The following is a 21,402-nucleotide window of genomic DNA, read 5'->3' as shown; positions in this document are numbered from 1 at the left end:
CGCCACCGACGCCGGGCTCATCGGCGCAGACGGCCGTCGCGGATCAGCGGGTGGTGGCTCGGGACGCGCCCGTCTCCCGCACGCCCGTGAGACCTGAAGGCCGAGAGACCACCTGCGGTTCGGCGCCGTCGCGGACCGACGGGATCGGCAGCAGTCGTCGCAGTTCGATGTTCTCGATCGGGTCGAGAACGGAGTGCTGCACGCACGCCGGAACCAGGCGCCCGTCCTCCGGGTGCGCCATCGCGTACATGCACGAGCCGAGGCGCTCCTGCGTCTCCTTGAGCAGCGGGTCGTCGGCGACGATGCCCTGTTCCATGAGCTTCCACGCAGGATCGACCTGCTCGGCATCCATGAAGTTGTGCACCACGAAGGTCTTGAACGAGACCTTGCCTCGGCGTGCCTCACGCAGCACGCGACGCAGTCCGCCGGCACGGCGGAGCACGCGTCGGGCGAGACCGAAGAGCGGAGGGATGTCACCCGGGTGGCCGGCGATCGCACGGACGACCTTCACCACGAGCACCGGCTTCGGGATGCCGCCGAAGATCATGCCGCCGAAGTGGTCGAGGAATCGGTCGCGCGCCGCGATGTCCTTCGGGTCGTCGGGGTCGAGCAGCGCCGCGAAACCGCCGCCGACACGCACGCCGACCGTCGACCGGTTGCACCGCGGGTCGCCGAACTGCGTCGCCTGCCAGGGCAGCTTGTGCCCCGCACCCGCCTCGATCCGCTCCCACACGGCGTCGATCGTGACCTCGCCGAAGTCCTCCCGCCACCGCCGATCGTCGCCGATGAACGCGGCCGGCTGGAAGGACATCATGTCGAACGGCATCTCGAGCACGTCGCGGGTGACCTGCTCGACCTCGTCGACATTCGACGGCGTGACGGTCATGTTGTGCGCGAGGTAGCTGTCGACGCCGTGGTCGCGCTTGAGATCGATGAACATCTGCGCGAACTTCTCGCGGAACGGGTTGAGCTCGGCCTCGCTGTGCGGCCGCACCGCACCCTTGCGCCCCCGCATGAGCGAGTCGAAGTGGGCGGCGAACGACACCTTGTCGAACCTCGGCTTGCGATCCTCGTCGAGCACCACGTCGAGGAGGTAGTCGTATTCGAAGTCACCGTGGGTCATCGACATCGGCTCGCGCCCGACCGCTCGCATGGCGAGAAGCGCCTGGGCGTGGTCTTCGGCCGACAGCAGGCTGACTTCGCCGCCGATCAGCTGCGCGTGAGCTCGCGGCCCCCGCACCTGGCGCAGGTAGGACATCTGTCGCGCGACGTTGTCGACCGTGTGGTCGCCGTCGATGCGCACCTTGTTGGCGTCAGCCGAGTGGTAGCAGGGCGAACACGTGAGATTGCACTTGGGGAAGACGCCGTGCGTTCCCTCGCACCCCACGGCGCAGCGTCCGAGGAGCTGGTTCGGCGTCTTCGCATGCTCGGGCAGCTCCGACCAGCGGATGGCGAGAGCGCGGCGCGTCTCGGGATGGATCGGGCGCGTCTCGAGCTCGATCCGCTTGAGCGTCTGTGCGAGTCTCATGGGCTTCCTCTCGACCAGGCGAGCGTCCGCACCGTCGACGGGCTCGATGTCCGAGAGTTGTTCGACGCCGAACCCATCTCGGATTGCATCCGATTCTCGCACCACGTCTGCACTGCCGCACAGATGTCACGGCATCTCTGCGATCAGTTCCTCACCGCCCCAGAACGGCCCGGACGCTCGCCTCGGGAGTCAGATCGATGCGACGCAGCAGCTGGGCATTGAGAGCGACGACGATCGTCGACAGCGACATCAGCACGGCTCCGACCGACATGGGAAGGACGAATCCGACGGGCGCCAGGATGCCGGCGGCGAGCGGCACCGAGAGCAGGTTGTACCCGGCCGCCCACCAGAGGTTCTGCGTCATCTTGCGGTAGGCGGCACGGGAGAGCTCGATCACGGAGACCACCGACCGGGGGTCGGAGCTCGCGAGGATCACGCCGGCCGAGGCGATGGCCACGTCGGTGCCGGCACCGATCGCGATGCCGACGTCGGCCTGAGCAAGAGCGGGGGCATCGTTGACGCCGTCGCCGACCATCGCGACCTTCTTGCCCTCGGCCTGCAGCTCCTTGACCTTCGCGGACTTGTCCTCGGGGCGCACACCGGCGAACACCCGGTCGATGCCGAGCTCGGTCGCCACGGATTCGGCCACGGCCTGGGCGTCACCGGTGATCATGACCACTTCGACACCGAGGCGGTGCAGGGCGTCGACAGCGTCACGAGACTCCGGGCGCACCTCGTCGGCGAGCTTCACTCCTCCGGCCACCTGCCCGTCGACGATCACGTGCAGGATGATGGCACCCTCGCCTCGCCATGCGTCTGCGGTGGCGATCTCTCGGCCTCCGACCTCGTCGAGGAGCTTCGGCCCGCCCACGCGGATCTCGCTGTCATCGACGGTGGCGGTCACTCCCACCGCCGGAGATGACGAGAAGCCCGAGGCCTTCGACACCGTCAGGCCTCTGTCTTCGGCCGCGCGCACGATGGCGCGAGCCAGCGGATGCTCGCTGTCGGCCTCTGCGGATGCGGCGAGCGCGAGCAGGCGGTCGGCGTCGATGCCACCGATCGTTTCGACGGCGGTGACGGTCGGTGCACCCTTTGTCAGCGTGCCCGTCTTGTCGAACAGCACGGCGTCGACGGTGCGCATGCTCTCGAGCGCCAGGCGGTCCTTGACGAGCACACCACCCCGGGCAGCGCGCTCCGTGGCGATCGAGACGACCAGCGGGATCGCGAGGCCGAGCGCATGCGGGCAGGCGATGACGAGCACGGTGATGCTGCGCACGACGGCGGCATCCGGATCTCCGACGAGAGTCCACACCAGCGCGGTGAGAGCCGCCGAGACCAGGGCGAACCAGAAGAGCAGTGCGGCTGCGCGGTCGGCGATGCGCTGCGCCCGGGACGACGAGTTCTGCGCGTCGAGCACCAGGCGCTGGATGCCGGCGAGTGCGGTGTCGTCGCCGGTGGCGGTGATCTCGACCCGCAGGCCGGAGTCGGTCGCGACAGTGCCCGCGGTCACCGTGTCTCCCTTCGTGCGGGCGACGGGGCGGGACTCGCCCGTGACCATCGACTCATCCATCGCGGCGGCCCCGTCGATGACACGACCGTCGGCCGGAACGCTCGCTCCGGGGCGTACGACGACGACATCGCCGACGACGAGATCGGCGGGTGCGACCATGACGATCGCGTCACCCTCGACCCGTTCGGCCTCGTCGGGCAGCAGCGCGGCGAGGGAGTCGAGCGCAGAGGTCGTCTGCGCGAGGGATCTCATCTCGATCCAGTGGCCGAGCAGCATGATGACGATGAGGAGGGCGAGCTCCCACCAGAACTCGAGCTCGTGGTGGAGGATTCCGAGGGTTGCGCCCCACGAGGCGAAGAACGCGACGGTGATCGCGAGGGCGATCAGCAGCATCATCCCCGGCGTGCGCGCCCTGAGTTCGCCGATCGCACCCGAGAGGAACGGCCATCCGCCCCACACGTACATGACGGTGCCGAGCACGGGAGAGACGAACCGCGCCCCGTCGGCGATGTCGTAGCCGAAGATCATCGCGAACATCGGCGAGAACGCCACCACCGGCACCGCGATGACGAGGTTGATCCAGAACAGGCGCCGGAACTGGCCGACGTGGTCGCCATGCCCCGCGTGACCACCGTGGCCCTCGTGCCCGCCGCGCCCCTCGTGCCCGGCGTGCCCCTCGTGACCTGCGTCTGCGTCCTGAGCGTGGTGATCGTGAGTGACGTGCTGGTCGCCGGCGCTTCCCTCGGCGTGGTGCGTGCTCATCATGAGTGCTGTCTCCCGTGTCGGGTGTGGATCTCAGTGTCTCTCTTCGGGGTGCGCGACATCGCCCGGGTCACCGCGGGATGACACTCCGGAACCCCCGCAGGCGCAGGCTGTTGCCGACGACGAAGACGCTCGACAGTGCCATCGCTGCGCCGGCCAGCATGGGGTTGAGCATTCCGAGCGCGGCGACCGGGATGGCCGCGACGTTGTAGGCGAAGGCCCAGAACAGGTTGGTCTTGATGGTTCCGAGGGTCTTCCGCGACAGTCGGATCGCGTCGACCGCGCTGCGCAGGTCTCCACGCACCAGGGTGATGTCGGATGCCTCGATCGCGACGTCCGCCCCGGTGCCCATCGCGATGCCGAGGTCGGCCTGCGCGAGTGCGGGGGCGTCGTTGACGCCGTCACCGATCATCGCGACGACCTTTCCCTCGCGCTGCAGTCGTCTGACGACGTCGACCTTGTCCTTCGGCAGGACTTCGGCGATGACCTGGTCGATCCCGACCTCTGCCGCGATGCGCCTGGCGACCGCGTCATTGTCGCCGGTGAGGAGGATGGGGGTCAGCCCGATCGCCGTGAACTGGGCGATCGCTTCGGCGCTGCTCGGCTTCACCGTGTCGGCCACGACCAGGATGCCGCGCGCCTGCCCGCCCCAGCCCACCGCGACGACGGTCTTGCCTTCGCTCTCGGCGCGGGCCTTCGTCGACGCCAGCTCGCGGCTCAGCGTCTGCGACCACTCGGCGAGGAGCGAGTCCCGGCCGACGAGCACGGCGTGACCGTCGACGATCCCCTGCACTCCCTTGCCTTCGATGTTCGTGAAGTCCTCGGGCGTCGGCAGAGCTCCGACCTCCTGTGTCGCGCCCTTGGCGATCGCCTGGGCGATCGGGTGCTCCGAGGCATCCTCCAGCGCGCCGGCGAGCCGCAGGAGTTCCGCGCGCTCGGTGCCGGGCTCGACGACCACGTCGACGAGCGTCATCTTGCCGCTGGTGACCGTGCCCGTCTTGTCGAGCACGACGGTGTCGACCGTGCGGGTGGACTCCAGCACCTCCGGACCCTTGATGAGCACTCCCATCTGCGCACCCCGCCCGGTGCCGACCAGCAACGCGGTGGGGGTCGCCAGGCCCAGCGCGCACGGGCACGCGATCACGAGCACGGCCACCGCCGCGGTGAATGCCGCGGCCACGGGGAACCCCGCGCCGAGCCAGCCGCCCAGCGCGACGACGGCGATCACGATCACGATCGGCACGAAGACGCCCGAGATCCGGTCGGCGAGACGCTGGACCTCCGCCTTCCCGGTCTGAGCGTCTTCGACGAGCTGGGCCATCTGCGCCAGTTGCGTGTCGGAGCCGATCCGGGTGGCGCGCACCACGAGCCGGCCGCCGACGTTGGTCGTGGCACCGGTGACGGCGTCGCCCTCTGCGACCTCGACCGGCACCGCTTCACCCGTGAGCATCGATGCATCGACGGCAGACGTGCCCGAGACCACGACACCGTCGGTCGCGATCTTCTCTCCCGGCCGCACGACGAACTGGTCTCCCACCTGCAGATCCTCGACCGGGATCTTCGTCTCCACACCACCGCGCAGCACCGCGACGTCCTTCGCGCCGAGCTCGAGCAGCGCGCGCAGGGCTGCGCCGGCCTGCTTCTTCGACCGCTTCTCGAAGTAGCGCCCGGCGAGGATGAACATCGTCACCCCGGCACCGACCTCGAGATAGATGTTCGCCGCCCCGTCGGAGGGGGCCAGTGCGAACTCGAACGGGTGGGTCATGCCGGGGGTGCCGGCCGTGCCGAAGAACAGCGCGTAGAGCGACCACAGGAATGCGGCCGATGTGCCCAGGGAGATGAGCGTGTCCATCGTCGCGGTGCCGTGCCTGAGGTTCATCCATGCGGCCCGGTGGAACGGCCACGCCGCCCAGAGGATCACCGGGGCCGCGAGTGCGAGCGAGGCCCACTGCCAGTACGTGAACTGCAGCGCCGGGATCATGGCCATCGCGATCACCGGCACCGTCAGCACGATCGCACCGATCAGGCGGTTGCGCAGCGACCGCAGCTCAGAGTCTGCGGTGCCCTCACCGGCGGAGGCGGCATCGTTCTTCGAGCCCTTCGGTGCGGGGATCGACGCCGAGTACCCCGTCTTCTCGACCTCTGCGATCAGCGCCGCCGGATCGTACCCGTCCGGCACGGTGACCTTCGCCTTCTCGGTCGCGTAGTTGACGGTCGCCACGACGCCATCGAGCTTGTTCAGCTTCTTCTCGATCCGCATCGCGCAGGAGGCGCAGGTCATGCCGCCTATCTCCAGTTCGACTCCGGTCCCTGCGTTCGCAGGTGCTGACGTGCTCATGTTCGTTCCTTCTCTGGCTTCCATCTGTGGGCCGCAGCGATCAGCTGCGGCAGGGGCGACGGCTGACGGTCAGTGCCCGTCGTCGTGCGAATCGCCCTCGGTTTCGGTCACGCCCTGTGCCTGAGCGGCATCGAGCACGAACCCGGCCGTGTGCACCGTGCCGTCCACCTGGAAGTCCAGGTACAGCAGGTACCGCCCCGCGGTCGGGGCCTCTGCGGCGAACGCGATCTCGGGCCCCGACGTCTCGCCCGCTTCGGGCTCATCACCCGCGGCGTGCACGTGCAGATACGCGAGGTCGCCGTCGCGCAGCGCCACGAGGTGGCCGAACGCGCCGAGATACGGCTCCAGGGCGGTGACCGGACGACCGTCCTGTGCGACCGTCACAGTGAGATCGCTCGCCGCTCCTGCTTCGAGGTCGCCGTCGAGCGAGACCGTGAAGCCATCGACCTCCGCGACGCGGGTCGGCTGCGGCGCGACGGGTGCGAACTCACCCGCCACCTGGACAGTGCGCGTGAGAGTGAGCGACGCAGCATCCGCCCGGGCCGGGGTGAAGTCCGCGAAGACGCGGTAGGTTCCGGCATCTGTCCACTCCCAGGGAAGCGACCACGTTCCCGTGGCCTCGTCGAGCACCGGATGGACGTGTCGGAACCGGCTCCCGTCTGAGCGCACCACGATCAGGTGCAGATCCTTATCGTGCGCCGTCGCGTAGTCCGTGACGGGGACGCCGGCGGCGTCTTCGATCCGGAATGCCAGTGCACCGGGTTCGCCCGGGGATGCCGGCGCCTCGATCGGCGACAGCACATATCCGTCGAGACCGAGCGACAGGCCCTTCAGGTCGTCTGCAGCGGCACTCGCCGCGTCATCCGCGCCGACAGCACTCTCGGCGTGACCATTGTGATCGTCAACTTCCGCCCCCTTCGTCCAGTCGCTGACCGCGCTCGCGGGAACGATGACGCCGGCGAGCCCGAAGGCCGCGCCGAACGCCACCACGAGGCCCGCCCCGAAGAGGCCGAGCCGTGCGCCGGCGTTCATGCCGTCCGCACCGCCGAATAGCCTGCCTCTGCGACGGCGGCCAGGACCTGCGCATCGTCGACCGACGTCGAGCCGGTGACGACGAGCTTTCCGGTCTGGGCGCTCACCTGGACGTCTTCGACGCCGGGGATCTCGGAGACCTCTTCGCGCACCGACATCTCGCAGTGCCCGCAGGTCATGCCCGTCACCTGGAACTCGTTCTTCGTCATCATGTCTCCATCCCTCGTTCTAGTACCCCTGGGGGGTATTAAGAACAAGCGTATACCCTCTCGGGGTATTCCGCGATGGGTCGATGACTTCGCGCGACCGCAGCTGTCGCGTGCGAGGCCGGTGCCGCTACCTCAGCACGCCTCCTCTGCGACGGCGACGCGCACCTCGCGCAGCGTTCCCGCCACGGCCGCCAGCGAACAGGCGCGACGCGAGGAGGCGGGGATCAACGCGGTGAGCACCCGATCGCCGTCCTCCGCGAACAGCTCCAGCGATGCCACCCGGTCGTTCAGCGCGTCGATCCAGATCTCCCAGGCGACCTCGCCCGCACGCGCGACGGGCATCGACATCGACCCGCCCACCCCCGCGGGCGGAACCACGTCGGGGCGAACGACGTCGATGCGCCCGCTCGCGTGGCTCTGCCGGATGACGACCTCGCCGGCATCCCCGGCCCCGATGCGGAGTTCGACGCTGTCGGCGTCTCCGAAGGTCGCCGTGACACGGATCCGCACCGCATCCGCCAGCGCAGCATCCGCCGACCCCGCACCCGCCGGCCCCGCATCCACAGCGACACGACCCGTCAGCGAGCCGAGCTCGGTGATCTCGTCGGCCCCGACCTCGATCGCCGGCGCCTGCCGCAGACGCACCGCACCGCTGCCGTCGCGGGTGAGCGAGAGCCTGCGGGGAAGAGTCATCGCGCTGCGGTACTCGGAGGAGTCATCGTGCGGGATGCTGCCGGCGTACCGCCAGTTGTCCATCCAGGCGATCAGCGTCCGCTCGTGCGCGGCGAGGCCGTCGAACGTGACGCCGGCGTAGCAGTCGGGGCCGAAGTCGATCCAGCCGAACGCCTCGAGCTCGTCACGCGACTGGCTGCGGTCGACCAGGAGTTCGGGCGCGGGAGTCGGAAGGGGCGCAGTCGGCCGGAAGGTCGTGCCGTCGAACTCGCCCACGACGTAGTGGGTCCCCGAGCCGCCGGCGATGCCTCCCGGGTTGAGGCTGATGAGCAGCACCCACCGCGCATCGTCCTCATCGCCGTCGATCGCCAGCCTGAACATGTCCGGGCACTCCCAGACCCCGCCGACGGGGCCGGCCGGACCGTAGGACGACAGATAGGTCCACGTCTTGAGATCGTCGGAGCGGTGGAACAGCACCTGGCGGTCCTCCGCCTCGACCGCGACCATCACCCAGTAGCCATTGCCCCCGTCGTCGTAGCGGAACACCTTCGGATCGCGGAAGTCGCTCGTGCCCCGGTCGAGCACCGGGTTGCCGCGATACTTCGTCCAGACGTATCCGCCGTCGGTGCTGTACGCGAGAGCCTGCGCCTGGTGCCCGTCCGCGGCCGCCGTGTAGAGCGCCACCAGCGGAGGCTCCTCGGCCGTGCCGAACCCTGAGGTGTTGCCGTGATCGACCACGACGGAGCCGGAGTAGATCTGCTCCGTGTCGTCCCAGAGGATCGCCGGCTCGTGCTCGGTCCATCGCGCGAGATCGGTGCTCGTCGCGTGGCCCCAGCTGAGGTGGGCGTGCTCGCTACCCTCCGGGTTGTACTGGAAGTACAGGTGGTACAGACCGTCGTGGAAGACGAGACCGTTCGGATCGTTCATCCAGTTGTTGCGCGGAGCGAAGTGCAGTCGCGGGCTCAGGGTGCGGACCGGGGGAAGGTCAGTGGGGGTCACCGGGGCAGTCGTCTTTCTACTTGATGGGGGCGTGCGTCATTTGCCGACGCCCGCCGTGAGTCCTTCGCGCAGAGGCTTCTGCCCGAAGAAGAACACCAGGAGTGCGGGGATCATCGAGAGGATCACACCGGCGAGCACCGTCGAGACGCTGCCGGTGCCGAGGTTGCCCTGCAGCGTCACCAGGCCGAGTGGCAGCGTGAAGTTCTGATCGCTGATGGTCATGATGAGAGGTCGGAAGAACTCGTTCCAGTGATAGTTGAAGGCGAGGATGCCGACGATCGCGAGCCCCGGGGTGGCCAGCGGCAGGTAGACGCCGAAGAACGTGCGCCAGGGCCCGGCCCCGTCGAGCTGGGCGGCCTCGCCCAGCTCGGTCGGGATGCCCATGAAGTACTGCCGCATCAGGAACGTGCCGAAAGCGGTGGGAAGCGCAGGCACGATGAGAGCGAGGAGGGTGTCGGCGAGCCCCATGCCCCTCACCAGCATGAACACGGGGACGATCGTCACCTGCAGCGGAACCATCATCGTCGCGAGGACCAGCGCGAACATCAGCTTCTTGTGACGGAACTCGAACTTCGCGAAGACGTAGCCGGCCATCGCGGCGGAGAGCATCTGGCCGGCGGCGACCAGCAGCACCACCAGGGCGCTGTTCCACGCGTAGAGCCAGATCGGGATCTTGGTGAAGACGTCGGCGAAGGCTCCGAAACCCACGTTGACCTCTTGGGTCACGCTGTCGGTCGGCGACAGCGCCGTGATCAGGGTCCAGACGACGGGCCCGAGGGTCAGCAGTGCCGCGAGTCCGAGCAGGGCGAACTTGCCGCCCGTGCCGAGCGTGTAGAGCCAGGAGCGCTTCGTAACCACTGTCGTTGTCATGATGGGCCTCACCCGTAGAAGACGAATCGGCGGCTCAGCCGGAACTGGATGGCCGTGACGAGCATGATCAGAAGGGTCAGCACGATGCCGATGGCCGACGCTCCACCGAAATCGAGCTGTCGGAACGCGGACTCGTAGATCACCATCACGGCCGTGCGGGTCTCGTCACCGGGGCCGCCGCGGGTCAGCACCCACGGCTGGTCGAAGATCTGCAGGGCGTTGATGATCGCCATGACGGATGCCACGAGCAGCGTCGGGCTCACCAGGGGCAGCGTGATCATGCGGAACTGGGTCCATCCCGCCGCACCGTCGAGGGCGGACGCCTCATAGACCTCACTCGGGATCGCGGCGAGCCCGCCGATGAAGAGCAGGAACGTGAACCCGAAGTTCTGCCACACGTAGACCAGGAGCACCACGACCTTCGCGCCGAGTCCGGTCGTCAACCACCCGACATCCGCGATGCCGATCAGATTCAACGTCTGATTCACCAGGCCGAACTCCTGGTTGAACAGGTACGCCATGATCAGCGAGACGGAGGCGGCCGACAGGATCAGCGGGAAGAACAGCGCCGACCGGAAGAAGGTGCGCAGCCAGTTCGGCATCTTCGACTGGACGAGCACCGCGAGCACCAGTGCGACCCCGAGCTGCAGGATGACGGCGACGACGACGAAGCCGATGGTGTTCAGGAACGACACGCTCACCGTCGGGTTGGCCGCCAGATCGACGAAGTTGTCGAACCCGACGAAGACCGGGTCGGAGATGATGTCCCAGCGGAAGAAGGCCAGGACGAACGATCCGATGATCGGGACGAAGTTGAACAGCCCGAGCCCGATGAGGGTGGGCGCCAGGAAGACCCAGATGATCGATCGTCCCGAGCGGGCGACCGTGCCGGTCTCGCGCCGGGATCCCGGCGGCACGGTGAGAGTGCGGGTGGTGTTCTCGGACAAGGTGTTCTCGGACATCAGTTTCCCCCCAGCGCGAGCTCGAGATCTCGCTGCATGGTCTCGAGCCCTCGGCGGACGCCGGATGGGCCGTTCGTGATGGTCGACACCACGTTCTTGAGCAGAGCGGACTCGACGGCGGCCTGCTGCGGAGGCGCCGGCATCGGACCGGTGTCGGGGAACTTGTCGAGAGTGTCGTAGAAGACCTCCCAGTGCGCAGGCCCCACCCCCGCACCATAGAGCTCGGCGTTGAGGGAGCGACGAGGGAGTGACGAGTCGGGCTTCGGGTGGGCGATCGTCATGCCCTCGACCGAGACGCAGTACTTGAGCCACTCCCATGCCTCGTCCTTGCGGGGCGAGGTCTCCATGATTGCGTAGCCGCCCGCCCCGAACTGGTGCCGTTGCCCCGCTATCCTCGGGAAGTAGGTCACGTCGTAGGCGTCGTTCGCGACGCCCGCCTCTTCGAGGCCGCTGACCCAGAAGCCTCCCGCGGGGGTCATCCCGACCGAGCCGGTGGAGAACAGAGAGACCAGCTCGTTTCCGCCACCCTGTGCGGGGTTCGCGGCGAGGCCCTCCGAGACCATGCGCTCGAGCACCGAGAAGCTCTCGATCGCGTGCTCGTTGAGCGCGTCGGCCTGCTTCCACACATAGCCGCCGCTGCGGGCCGGCTGGCCGGGGTAGAAGCGGTCCCACAGCCAGTCGCCGCCGCTCGCCTTCTCCTCGTGCAGGAAGCTGGTGTTGTTGACGTACAGCCAGGGGACGACGCCGCCCCACAGCCGGTTGTTCCAGAAGTACGGCAGGAACTGCCCCGAAGCGCTCTTCTTCATCGCACGGGCGGTGCCGAGGAAGTCCTCCAGCGTCCAGTTGTCGGCGGGGCGTTCCAGCCCCGCGCGATCCATGGCCGTCGTGCTGTAGAAGACGTTCGCCGCATTGAAGTTGTCGGGCATCTGGAACAGGCTGCCCTGGTACATGAACGCCTCGATGAGGGTCGGGTTCACGTCGTCGAAGTACTCCTGCATCTCCGACGCGTCGCGGCGCACATACTCGTCGAGAGGATGCGCGAGGCGCGATGCGAAGAGCTGCGCCCCCTCGGTCGCGACCGTGACGACGTCGGGCGGCGTGCCCGCGGCGATCATCGTGAGGATCTTCGCGAAGTACTCGCTCCAGTCCTGTCCTTGAATGGCCACGATGCGCACGGTGATGCCGGGGTGCTTGCGCTGGAACCCGTCGACCAGCGCCTGACGCGCCACGGCGTCCTGCGCGGTGCCGAAGAGGGCGACGGTCAGAGTGTCTGTGCCGCGGCCGGGGATGTCGGCTCCGGTGAGCCTCGGCCACGAGACGACGGTGCCCACGATGCCCAGACCGATCGCGCCGAGCAGAGCCCTGCGAGTGAGATCAACCACGATGTTCTCTCCTGAGTGAATGACTTCAGAGCGAGGGAATCGAGTCCCGCCCATGAAGCTAAATTGATTCAGCATCGCCGAGGTTAGCATCGTCGATCGAGGGCCGCAACGATTTTGCTAAATCAATTCAACCAGCGTGGTTCCGGGGTGCCGCATGCACTGCCTAAGCTGGAGATGTCACGACAGGAGGAACCCGGTGCCGAAGAACGTCGATCGCAGACCGACGCTCGCCGACGTCGCCGCGCTCTCGGGCATGTCCAAGACCGCCGTGAGCATGATCCTGAACGACCGACCGGGTTCGCGTCTCTCCGCCGACGCGGCACGCCGGGTGCGGGCAGCAGCGGAGGAACTCGGCTACCGGCCGAATCCCGCCGCCCAGAGTCTGCGCCTCGGCAAGACGAAGACTCTGGGATTCATCTCGGATCAGATCACCGTGACCCGCTATGCCTCCGAGATGATCCGCGGCCTGCTGTCCGCGGCGAAGGAGCACGGCCACACCGTTCTGATCGCCGAGACGGAGGGCGATGACGCGACCATCTCCGACGAGATCCAGGCGATGATCGACCGCCGGGTCGACGGCATCCTGATCGGGCTCCTCGGCGCCCGCATGATCGAGGTGCCCGAGACCCCCGCCGACGTGCCGGTCGTGATCGTCAACGGCACGTCGACGACGGGGCACCCCTCCGTACTCCCCGACGAGCGGACCGCCGGCCATGCGATGGCGCGCCTGCTCACGGATGCCGGCCACCGCCGGATCGGCGTGATCGGCAACAACCCGCGTGCGGTGTCGTCTCCCCGGCACTCGGTGACCATCGGCCCGAGATTCGACGGCATCCGCGCCGCCTTCGCCGAGGCCGGCGTCGATCCGTTCATCATGGACGTCCCCGAGTGGAACCCCGACATCGGATACTCGCGCACGCTGCAGATGCTCGACGCGCACCCCGACCTCACGGCGATCCTGGCCGGCAACGACGGAGTGGCCTTCGGCACGTATCAGGCGATCGCCGAGCGCGGGCTGCGGGTTCCCGACGACATCTCGGTCGCATCGTTCGACGATGAGGAGCTCGCGAGCTTCCAGCGACCGGGCCTGACGACTGCACGGCTCCCCTACGACGTCATGGGTCGCACGGCCGTCGAGATGCTGCTCGGCGAGCGCCCGCTCGGCGCGGTGCTGATCCCGATGCCGGTCATCGAGCGGGCCTCGATACGCTCCGCGGGCTGACCGAGAAATTCCATTCACGCGCATCCATCTCCTCCCGACAGGCGTAGGCTGGACCCCTAGGACGGACCGTCCGAGAAGATCTCCCGGCACCGCGACCGTCCGGGAGAGGAGCCACTCGTGGCTCAGTACGACGTCTCGAACCGCTCGGCGATCGTGACGGGAGCAGGCAGCGGAATCGGACGCTCGACCGCTCTCCTGCTCGCTCAGAACGGCGCATCCGTCGTCGTGAACGACCTGAACGCGGAGCACGCGAACGCGGTCGTCGACGAGATCCGCGCCGCCGGCGGCACCGCCGAGGCATCCGTCGGAGATGCGACCGACACCGCGTGGATCGCCAGCTCGGTCGAGCTCGCGAACACGCTCGCCCCGCTGCGCATCGGCGTCAACAACGCCGGCATCGGCGGAGCATCCGCCCCCACCGCCGAGTACGACGACGAGGCCTGGGACAAGGTCATCTCGATCAACCTCAACGCCGTCTTCCGCAACATGAAGGCGCAGATCCCCTCGATCCTCGCGAACGGCGGCGGCTCGGTCGTGAACATCGCATCGATCCTCGGCAGCGTCGGCTTCGCGAACTCGCCCGCCTACGTCGCCGCCAAGCACGCGGTCGTCGGCATGACCAAGTCGGCAGCGCTCGAGTACTCCGCACAGGGCGTGCGCGTGAACTCGGTCGGCCCCGGCTTCATCGACACCCCGCTGCTCGCCAGCATGGATGCCGCGGCGAAGGAGTTCCTCGTCAGCAAGCACCCGATCGGGCGCCTCGGCCAGGCCGACGAGGTCGCGAACCTCATCGCCTTCCTCGCCAGCGACGCCGCCAGCTTCATCACCGGCAGCTACCACCTCGTCGACGGCGGCTACACCGCCCTCTGAGGTTCAATGGCCGCGCGGGTCTCGCAGTGCGGCACATCCGCAGGACGACAGCACGGATGCAGGACTCAACCACCCGCATGATCCTGCATCCGTGCCTCGGTCCTGCATCCGGCCCCGGTCAGGTCGCACATCCGCCGGCATCCGGCCCCACCTCCGGCGCCGCAGCCCAGGCACCCCGGCCCGTCTGCAGGACGACAGCACGGATGCAGGACGAGATCGGCGATCCCGCCCTGCATCCGTGCCTCGGTCCTGCATCCGGCCCCGACCTACCCGTCGGCATCGGATGCAGGACGATGGCGGCACGCCCCGTCAGGCGAGACGGTCCAACCGGAGCGTGGCCGTCGCGCTGTGCGCGGCCATCCCCTCGGAGTCGGAGATCACCTGCACGGCATTCGCGAGCTCGGGCGTCGCCTCGCGGCTGATGCGCTGATAGGTGAGAGGCTTCAGGAAGCGCGAGACCGAGAGACCCGCGCTGTGCTTCGCCCCACCCGCGGTCGGCAGCACATGGTTGGTGCCGGCCATGCCCTTGTCCGAGTAAGCCACGGTGCTCCAGGGCCCGAGGAAGATCGAGCCGTAGTTGCGCAGATTCTCGTGGTACCACTCGTCATCGGCCGTGAGCAGCTCGAGGTGCTCAGGGGCGAGGTCATCCATGAGGGCCGCGGCGGTCTCGCGATCCTTCGCGACCGTGACGACACCGTAGTCGCGCCAGGCGGCACTCGCGATGTCGACCGTCGCCAGCGTCTCGAGCTGCCGTTCGATCTCCGCGATCACAGCGTGGCCGTGCTCCTCGGATGTCGTGATGAGCGCCGCAGGCGAGTTCGGTCCGTGCTCCGCCTGCCCCAACAGGTCTGCGGCCACGAGCACGGGGTCGGCGGTCTCGTCGGAGATCACGGCGACCTCGCTCGGACCCGCGAGCAGGTCGATCGCGACCGTGCCGAAGAGCTGACGCTTGGCCTCGGCCACGAACGCGTTGCCCGCGCCGACGAGCATGTCGACGGGCAGATCGCCGAGCAGCCCGTAGGCCATGGCCGCGAGCGCCTGCACCCCGCCGATCACGAAGACGCGGTCGACCCCCGAGAGGTGCGCGGCGTAGACGACGGCGTCGTTCGCTCCGCCGTCGGGCTGCGGAGGTGTGCAGGCGATCACGGTCGGCACACCCGCCGCCTTCGCCACGCCCACGGTCATGAAGGCGCTCGCCGTGAGCGGGAATCGACCGGCCGGCAGGTACGCACCGACGCGCGAGACGGGGATGTACTTGGCGCCGGTCACGATGCCGGGAACGAACTCGGTCTCGAAGTCGGTCAGGTGCTCGCGGGAGGCGCGCGCGAACGCCTGCGTGCGCTCGGCCCCCAGTTCGATCGCCGCGCGCAGATCCGGGTCGAGGCGGTCTCCGCTGCTCGCGATCTGCTCGGCGGTGAGCTCGATGTCGGCACCCTGGTAGTTGTCGAGCGTGCGTGCGTAATCGAGCACGGCATCCAGACCGCGCTCGCGGATGTCGGCGAGCATGCTCGTGACGGTCTCGATGACGGCCGGGTCGCGCTGCGCGGCGGGTGCGTCGATGAGCGGGGTCTTGAGGTGATGGAAGTCGCCGGCGTAGCGGGCGAGGACAGCTGAGGAGTAACGCATGCAGGAAGGCTAGATCCGCTGCATCCACGAGACAAGCCTGATGATCCGTGGCAAGCCATCGGGTTTACCATTGGCTATGACCATCACGCAGCTGACGGCCTTCCTCGCGGCGCTCGACGACGGCTCGTTCACGGCGGCGGGCAGGACTCTGGGCATGACGCAGGCCTCCGTCTCCGAGCTCGTCGCGCGCCTCGAACGCGAACTCGGCGTGACACTTTTCACCCGCGGCAGCAGGCGCCTCGTGCCGACGGCCGCCGCGCTCGAGCTGCGCCCCCACGCGGCGCAGGCCGTGAGCGCGGTGCAGAACGGCATCGACACCATCCAGGCGCTCACGTCGCTGGACCGCGGCACCTGCACGTTCGGCGTGCTGCGCAACGCGGCCTATTACGCGCTCGCGGATCTGGCCGAGACCTTCCATCACCGGCATCCGAACGTGCGACTGCGGCTCGTCGGCATCAACTCCGCGCACGTCGCCCGCTCGATCGCCGCCGGCGAGCTCGAAGCCGGCCTGCTGGTTCTTCCGGTCGACGAGGACGGTCTCGAGGTGCGCCCGCTGTTCCGCGACGAGGTGCTCTATGCCTCGGCCACCCGCGAGCCCGACGCTCCGGCCGTCACGATCGACGAGGTCGCCGACGCCAAGCTCGTGCTCTACGACGCCTTCGCCGGATGGGACGACCCCACACGGCGCCAGCTCCTCGAACGCGCACGGCTGCGGGGGCTCACCATCGAGCCGGCGGTCGAGGTCGAGCACGTCGAGACGGCGCTCAGCCTGGTCGCGGCGGGCACCGCCGACACGATCGTGTCGCGCTCGATCGCCGAGTCCGACGCGTTTCCGTCGGGCATCCGCACCTTCCCGTTCGCCGAGCCGATGCACGACACCATCGCGCTCGTGCAGCGCGAGGGCGTGCTGCTGTCGCCCGCGACGCAGAAGCTGGCCGAGCTGGCAGAGCGGATGCTGCGCGAACGACTGCCGGAGCATCAGGGGCGCACCGCTCTCGCATGACGGCGGGTTCCGACCCGTCTGCAGGACGAAGGCACGGATGCGGGAGCAGATCGACGATCCAGCCCTGCATCCGCGCTCAGGTCCTGCATCCGGCACGGGTCAAGTCCTGCACTGGTCAAACCCGGCACGGGGCAAGCCCGGCAGCCGATCGCGTCAGTACAGGTCGGCGCGACGGTCGGCGAACAGGTCGTTGTGCGGCGGAAGCGCCTTGCCCCGCGCCGCGTCGAGCGACAGCACCGCGGATGCCCCCATCACGGCCCGGAACGCGACGATCCACCCCTGCTCGTCGATGATCGCCGTGCCGTCTGTCCAGTCGACCCCGCGCTCCGAGCCCCACCGATCGGCGATCACGACGGGCAGCCTCGACGACCTGGCCGATGCCATCGCCTGGATGAGCTCGGGAGCATGCTCACCTGCGGGGCGCGGAACGAGCGGCCAGTTGACCGGAAGTGCGAGCACGTCAGCGCCCGCCAGTGCCAGCCGACGGGGCACCTCCGGGAACTCGTTGTCGTAGCAGAGCGCCACGCCGAGACGCCCGAACGGGGCATCGACGACGAGCCCCGCCTCGGATCCGCTGTCGAAGACCAGCTTCTCGGCACCCCAGAGGTGCGCCTTGCGGTAGTCGGCGAGGCGCAGATCGCGGGTGAGGACCGCGGCGGTGTTGAACAGACGATCGCCGTCGCTCTCGGCATACCCCACCACGACCACGGCGCCCTCGGGGATCGCCTCCTGCACCGACGACCACCGCGGGTCGCCGGCGGTCAGAGCGGCACCGAGCGCCTCCTCACGATCGGCGAACACGTAGCCGCTCGTGGCCAGCTCCGGCAGCACGATCAGCTGAGCGCCGCGGCGCGCGGCCGCGGCGATCGCCGAGCGGATGCGGTCGAGGTTGCCGTCGACATCGCCGATCACGATCTCGAGTGAGATCGCGGCGACACGCAGCGAACCGGCATCCGCTGCTCCGACACCCGCGGAGGAGACGCCGGAGCGCGAGGAGCCGGAAGCCCCTCGCGCCCCTGCGATCTCAGTCATCCTCGGTGGCGGTGACCATCACTCCGAGAGGGGCCAGGTAGCCGTTGGGGTCGATGGTCCAGTCGGCGGCGGCCGCCGCCTCGACGACCTCCGGAGCCCACTCGAGGTAGACGCGGTCGTCGCCGCCGTTGATCACGAGCACCGTTCCGGTTCCGGTCTCATCGCCCTCGACGCAGACGTACGAGCGCCAGCTGCCCTCGGGCACCGAGAACGTGTCGCCCGCGCCCAGCGTGACCGCGGTCGACCGGTCGCCGTTGAGGGTGACCTCCCACCGGCCGGTCTTGAACAGCAGCGCCTGCGTCTTGTCATGGCGGTGGCGAAGCACGCCCTGTCCCGCCTCGGCACGCACCCACGCGAGGTTGAACGAGTGCGGCTCGGTCACGTTCGGCACCTGACGGCGGTTCTCGCTCATGCCGTAGCCGATGGCGGTGGCGAGCTCGACGTGGCCGCCGTCGACCGCTGCGCAGAGCAGTGCCGCCGACGAGTACTTGCGGTCACCCGGCTGGATGACCCGCGAGCGCATGTCCTCGACCGTGTAGGTCGTGAGCTCGTCGATGTAGTGCTGCTTCATCGGCGTGATCAGGGGCACGTCGTCGGGCAGCACATCGCCCGCGACGGTGTCGATGAGCTTGTTGTCGGCCGTGAGGTGCAGGCCGTACGACTCCGCCTCGCGAAGCACCGACGGACCCCAGATGATGCCGCCGTTGTCATCGCGGCCGAGCACCGTGTAGAGGATGCCGTCGTCCGGCCCCTCGTTCGTGAAGCCGCGGAAGATCCAGGTGGGGATCGTGACGATGTCACCGTCGTGGCTGATGTACTCGCCCTGCTTGCCGTCGACCCCCCAGCGGAGTCGGAACTCGCCGCCGAGGTTGATGAACACCTCTGCGGTGAAGTGCAGGTGCAGGTTGTTCGAGATGCCGTTCGGCATACCGGCGGCCCCGGTGTTGAAGCCGTGGTTCACCTCGAGGTTCACGTACTGACTCGCGTTCTGCGAGACACCGGCGCCGATGAACGAGTAGTTCTCCTTGCGGTCGGAACCCGGGGTGCGGCAGTCGATGAACGCCGAGTTGCACGGCACCCAGTCGGACCGACGGATGGTGCGGCGTGCGATCTCGTCCGCGGGGACGATGACGTCGACCTGGTCGACGATGGCGTTGCTCATTTCTTCTTCTCCTTGTCGATCAGTCGCTGATCAGTAGATGTTGCTGAAGGCCGCAGGCTCGTCGCCGCGAACGCCCGCGATCTGGGCGCGCAGGGCGATGTCGTCCCACAGGCGCACCTCTTTGACGAGGGCTCCCCGGTGGAATGTGAACTGCGAGATGCCGATCAGGTCGATCGGCTTGCCGGTGAGGCTGCCGTAGTTCGGCACGCCGTTGTAGTCGCCCACGAACTTCCAGGTGACGGCGACGCGCAGGCCCGCATAGCGCACGTCGTAGTTGGTCTGGATGTCGCGGATCTCGAACTGTCCCGCGGGGAACGACTCGAGGAACCGCAGCAGCGCCCGACGGTAGCCCTCGGGACGGATGACGACCCGGTTGCCGACCGTGAGCAGCACGAGGTCGCGGTGGAAGAACTTCTCGACCTTCTGCAGGTCGCGGTCGTTCCAGACCGTCTGGATCATGTCGATCACAGTCTCGACCTCGGAGCGGTAGTCGTCGGGGCGCGCACCGGAGTCGCCCTTCGCGATCGGATCGGCGGGGGCCGGCTCGGTCCACGATCCGGTGTACCCGCGGAAGGCCTGGGCGCGGGCGAGCTCATCGACGTCGAGGCCGCTCTCGAGCGCACCGGCGAGCGAGTCCCGCACCACCCACTCCTCGACCATGCGCCCCTTGCGGTACAGGCAGTTGGCGATCGTGCGGCTGTGCGACGACGTCTGCAGATGTCCGGAGAGCACGAGGTGCGAGCTGAGGAAAGCGTCGTCTCCACGGGCCTCCCAGATCACGTCCTCCGCCTGGCCGGTGCGATCGGGCGTCGCCGAGATGCGCATGAGCGTTCCCTCGATGACCTCCTGCCGCGTGGTCGAGGTGCCGTAGGCGCCGTGCACGATCGAGTCGGGCTCGTAGTTTTCGCGGATGAAGCTGATCGACCGATCGACCCAGATCAGATCGGTGACCTCACGGATGAAGTCGTCGGGGTCTTTGTACGGCAGGTAAGCAACCGGGTCGAGAGACACGCTTTTCACTCCTTCGAGACGCGAAGCTGCGGTTCATCGGTGATCGCTGGCTTCGTCTTCGTCAGTGTATGCGTATGCACAAACCAGCGCAAGAGATGATCCTGCGCACACGGTGATCATCGCCGAGCGGCGGGGTCAGCCGGCGTGCGGGGCCGCGAGGGTGCGCCGCGGCACGAAAGCGGATTCGAACCGCGTCTTCTCGAGTGCGGCGTCCGGGTCCTCGATGCGACGCACGATGAGGTCTGCGGCGGTGCGCGCCATGCCGGCGATGTCGTATCCGATCGTGGCCAGGTCGATGATGGGCCAGGCCGCCTCGGGGAGATCGTCGAAGCCGAGGACCGAGAGGTCCTCCGGCACGCGCAGACCCGCGCGGTGGGCGGCGTTGAGCGCCCCGTATGCGACCACGTCGTTGCCGCAGAACAGGAGGGTCGGGCGGTCCGCTCCGGCGAGGATCTCGGATGCCGCCGCCTCACCCTCGGCTGCTCCGTACGGGACCCGCCGCACATCGCTCTCGTGCAGCGTCACGCCCTCGGCGACGAGGGCGTCGCGCAAGGCCGCCTCCCGGCTCTGCGCCGTGCTGGTGTTGCTCGGTCCGAGCACCGCTCCCACGCGCGTGTGACCGAGCTCGAACGCCCGCCGGACAGCGTCGCGATAGCCCGGCGCGGGATCGACGACGGTGGCATCCGCCTCGACGAACGAGCCGGTGCGATTGAAGTACACGAACGGCAGGCCGCGGTCCTTCAGGCGCAACGGTGCGACGGACTCGACCGTGGTGGTCGCGAGGATCACGCCGTCGAGACCGTTGGCGAGCAGCCGTTCGACGATCGTGTCGTTGTCGGCCGACTCGGTGTGCAGCATCAGCTGGTAGCCGAGGGTCTCGAGCTCCCGGTGCACCGGGGCGATGATGTGCGAGTAGAACTGGTTGTCGAGATCGGTCAGCAGCAGGCCGATGCGCCGGGTTCGACCCGACGACAGGGCACGCCCCGCCTCGCTCGGCACGTAGCCCAGCAGCTGGGCCGCTTCGCGCACCCTGAGCTTCGTCGCCTCGGACACTCGCGCATCGTCGCGCAGCGCCCGAGACACCGTCGGCTGCGAGACACCCGCCAAGCGGGCCACATCACGACTCGTGACGACCATCTGGCGCCTCCCCCTCGATCTCACGGATTCTACTGCTCTTGACGCCCGAATGCATACGCGGTCATAATTAGCACA

17 protein-coding genes are annotated in these 21,402 nt (G+C 68.4%); 3 read left to right on the top strand and 14 right to left on the bottom strand.

What is annotated here, in order from left to right; genetic code table 11:
* Positions 1-43: 43 nt before the first annotated feature.
* From MRBLMI13_RS09790 to MRBLMI13_RS09750, 9 genes are all read right to left on the bottom strand, one after another.
* Positions 44-1,528, bottom strand: coding sequence for a hypothetical protein (locus MRBLMI13_RS09790; RefSeq protein WP_200933712.1), 1,485 nt, complete (start codon positions 1,526-1,528; stop codon positions 44-46).
* Between the two features lie 151 nt (positions 1,529-1,679).
* Positions 1,680-3,800 carry a heavy metal translocating P-type ATPase gene (locus MRBLMI13_RS09785; protein WP_367823097.1) on the bottom strand — a complete coding sequence of 707 codons (2,121 nt, stop codon included), beginning with the start codon at positions 3,798-3,800 and terminating at the stop codon, positions 1,680-1,682.
* A 70-nt stretch (positions 3,801-3,870) separates the two neighbouring features.
* Positions 3,871-6,138 carry a heavy metal translocating P-type ATPase gene (locus MRBLMI13_RS09780; RefSeq protein WP_367822167.1) on the bottom strand — a complete coding sequence of 756 codons (2,268 nt, stop codon included), beginning with the start codon at positions 6,136-6,138 and terminating at the stop codon, positions 3,871-3,873.
* 69 nt (positions 6,139-6,207) lie between these two features.
* A complete protein-coding gene (locus MRBLMI13_RS09775; protein WP_367822165.1) occupies positions 6,208-7,170 on the bottom strand; it encodes a heavy-metal-associated domain-containing protein in 963 nt (320 codons plus the stop codon).
* Positions 7,167-7,379: a heavy-metal-associated domain-containing protein gene (locus MRBLMI13_RS09770; RefSeq protein ID WP_079113876.1), complete on the bottom strand. Its 213-nt coding sequence runs from the start codon at positions 7,377-7,379 to the stop codon at positions 7,167-7,169. Before MRBLMI13_RS09770 ends, MRBLMI13_RS09775 begins: the two co-directional genes overlap by 4 nt.
* A gap of 132 nt (positions 7,380-7,511) precedes the next feature.
* Entirely contained in the window at positions 7,512-9,050 is a 1,539-nt protein-coding gene (locus MRBLMI13_RS09765) for a glycoside hydrolase family 32 protein (protein WP_367822163.1), read from the bottom strand.
* Positions 9,051-9,086: 36 nt separating this feature from the next.
* Positions 9,087-9,920, bottom strand: coding sequence for a carbohydrate ABC transporter permease (locus MRBLMI13_RS09760; RefSeq protein WP_367822161.1), 834 nt, complete (start codon positions 9,918-9,920; stop codon positions 9,087-9,089).
* 8 nt (positions 9,921-9,928) lie between these two features.
* The gene (locus MRBLMI13_RS09755; RefSeq protein ID WP_367822159.1) at positions 9,929-10,882 is read right to left on the bottom strand and encodes a carbohydrate ABC transporter permease; all 954 of its coding nucleotides are present in this window, start codon (positions 10,880-10,882) and stop codon (positions 9,929-9,931) included.
* Positions 10,882-12,264 carry an extracellular solute-binding protein gene (locus MRBLMI13_RS09750; RefSeq protein ID WP_367822157.1) on the bottom strand — a complete coding sequence of 461 codons (1,383 nt, stop codon included), beginning with the start codon at positions 12,262-12,264 and terminating at the stop codon, positions 10,882-10,884. Before MRBLMI13_RS09750 ends, MRBLMI13_RS09755 begins: the two co-directional genes overlap by 1 nt.
* A 196-nt stretch (positions 12,265-12,460) precedes the next feature.
* Between MRBLMI13_RS09750 and MRBLMI13_RS09745 the strand changes: the two genes are divergently transcribed.
* Positions 12,461-13,486: a LacI family DNA-binding transcriptional regulator gene (locus tag MRBLMI13_RS09745; RefSeq protein WP_367822155.1), complete on the top strand. Its 1,026-nt coding sequence runs from the start codon at positions 12,461-12,463 to the stop codon at positions 13,484-13,486.
* A gap of 117 nt (positions 13,487-13,603) precedes the next feature.
* Positions 13,604-14,356: an SDR family NAD(P)-dependent oxidoreductase gene (locus MRBLMI13_RS09740; RefSeq protein ID WP_367822153.1), complete on the top strand. Its 753-nt coding sequence runs from the start codon at positions 13,604-13,606 to the stop codon at positions 14,354-14,356.
* Between the two features lie 309 nt (positions 14,357-14,665).
* Here the strand turns inward: MRBLMI13_RS09740 and hisD are convergent, their stop codons facing one another.
* Positions 14,666-15,982, bottom strand: coding sequence for a histidinol dehydrogenase (hisD, locus tag MRBLMI13_RS09735; protein WP_367822151.1), 1,317 nt, complete (start codon positions 15,980-15,982; stop codon positions 14,666-14,668).
* A gap of 76 nt (positions 15,983-16,058) precedes the next feature.
* Between hisD and MRBLMI13_RS09730 the strand changes: the two genes are divergently transcribed.
* Positions 16,059-16,985: a LysR family transcriptional regulator gene (locus MRBLMI13_RS09730; RefSeq protein ID WP_309693098.1), complete on the top strand. Its 927-nt coding sequence runs from the start codon at positions 16,059-16,061 to the stop codon at positions 16,983-16,985.
* A 153-nt stretch (positions 16,986-17,138) separates the two neighbouring features.
* Here MRBLMI13_RS09730 and MRBLMI13_RS09725 read toward each other — a convergent pair whose 3' ends face one another.
* The 4 genes from MRBLMI13_RS09725 to MRBLMI13_RS09710 form a co-directional block, all read right to left on the bottom strand.
* Positions 17,139-18,017, bottom strand: a complete 879-nt coding sequence (locus MRBLMI13_RS09725; protein WP_367822149.1) for a nitrilase-related carbon-nitrogen hydrolase — start codon at positions 18,015-18,017, stop codon at positions 17,139-17,141.
* The gene (locus MRBLMI13_RS09720) at positions 18,010-19,179 is read right to left on the bottom strand and encodes a hypothetical protein (RefSeq protein WP_367822147.1); all 1,170 of its coding nucleotides are present in this window, start codon (positions 19,177-19,179) and stop codon (positions 18,010-18,012) included. The genes MRBLMI13_RS09725 and MRBLMI13_RS09720 overlap by 8 nt, the downstream gene beginning before the upstream one ends.
* A gap of 30 nt (positions 19,180-19,209) precedes the next feature.
* Positions 19,210-20,190, bottom strand: coding sequence for an ester cyclase (locus tag MRBLMI13_RS09715; protein ID WP_367822145.1), 981 nt, complete (start codon positions 20,188-20,190; stop codon positions 19,210-19,212).
* A gap of 135 nt (positions 20,191-20,325) precedes the next feature.
* Positions 20,326-21,327: a LacI family DNA-binding transcriptional regulator gene (locus MRBLMI13_RS09710; RefSeq protein WP_367822143.1), complete on the bottom strand. Its 1,002-nt coding sequence runs from the start codon at positions 21,325-21,327 to the stop codon at positions 20,326-20,328.
* Positions 21,328-21,402 lie beyond the last annotated feature (75 nt).

The sequence above is a fragment of the Microbacterium sp. LMI13-1-1.1 genome (genome assembly GCF_040815625.1).
Lineage (GTDB): Bacteria > Actinomycetota > Actinomycetes > Actinomycetales > Microbacteriaceae > Microbacterium > Microbacterium forte.
This window is presented reverse-complemented; position numbering and strand designations above follow the sequence as displayed.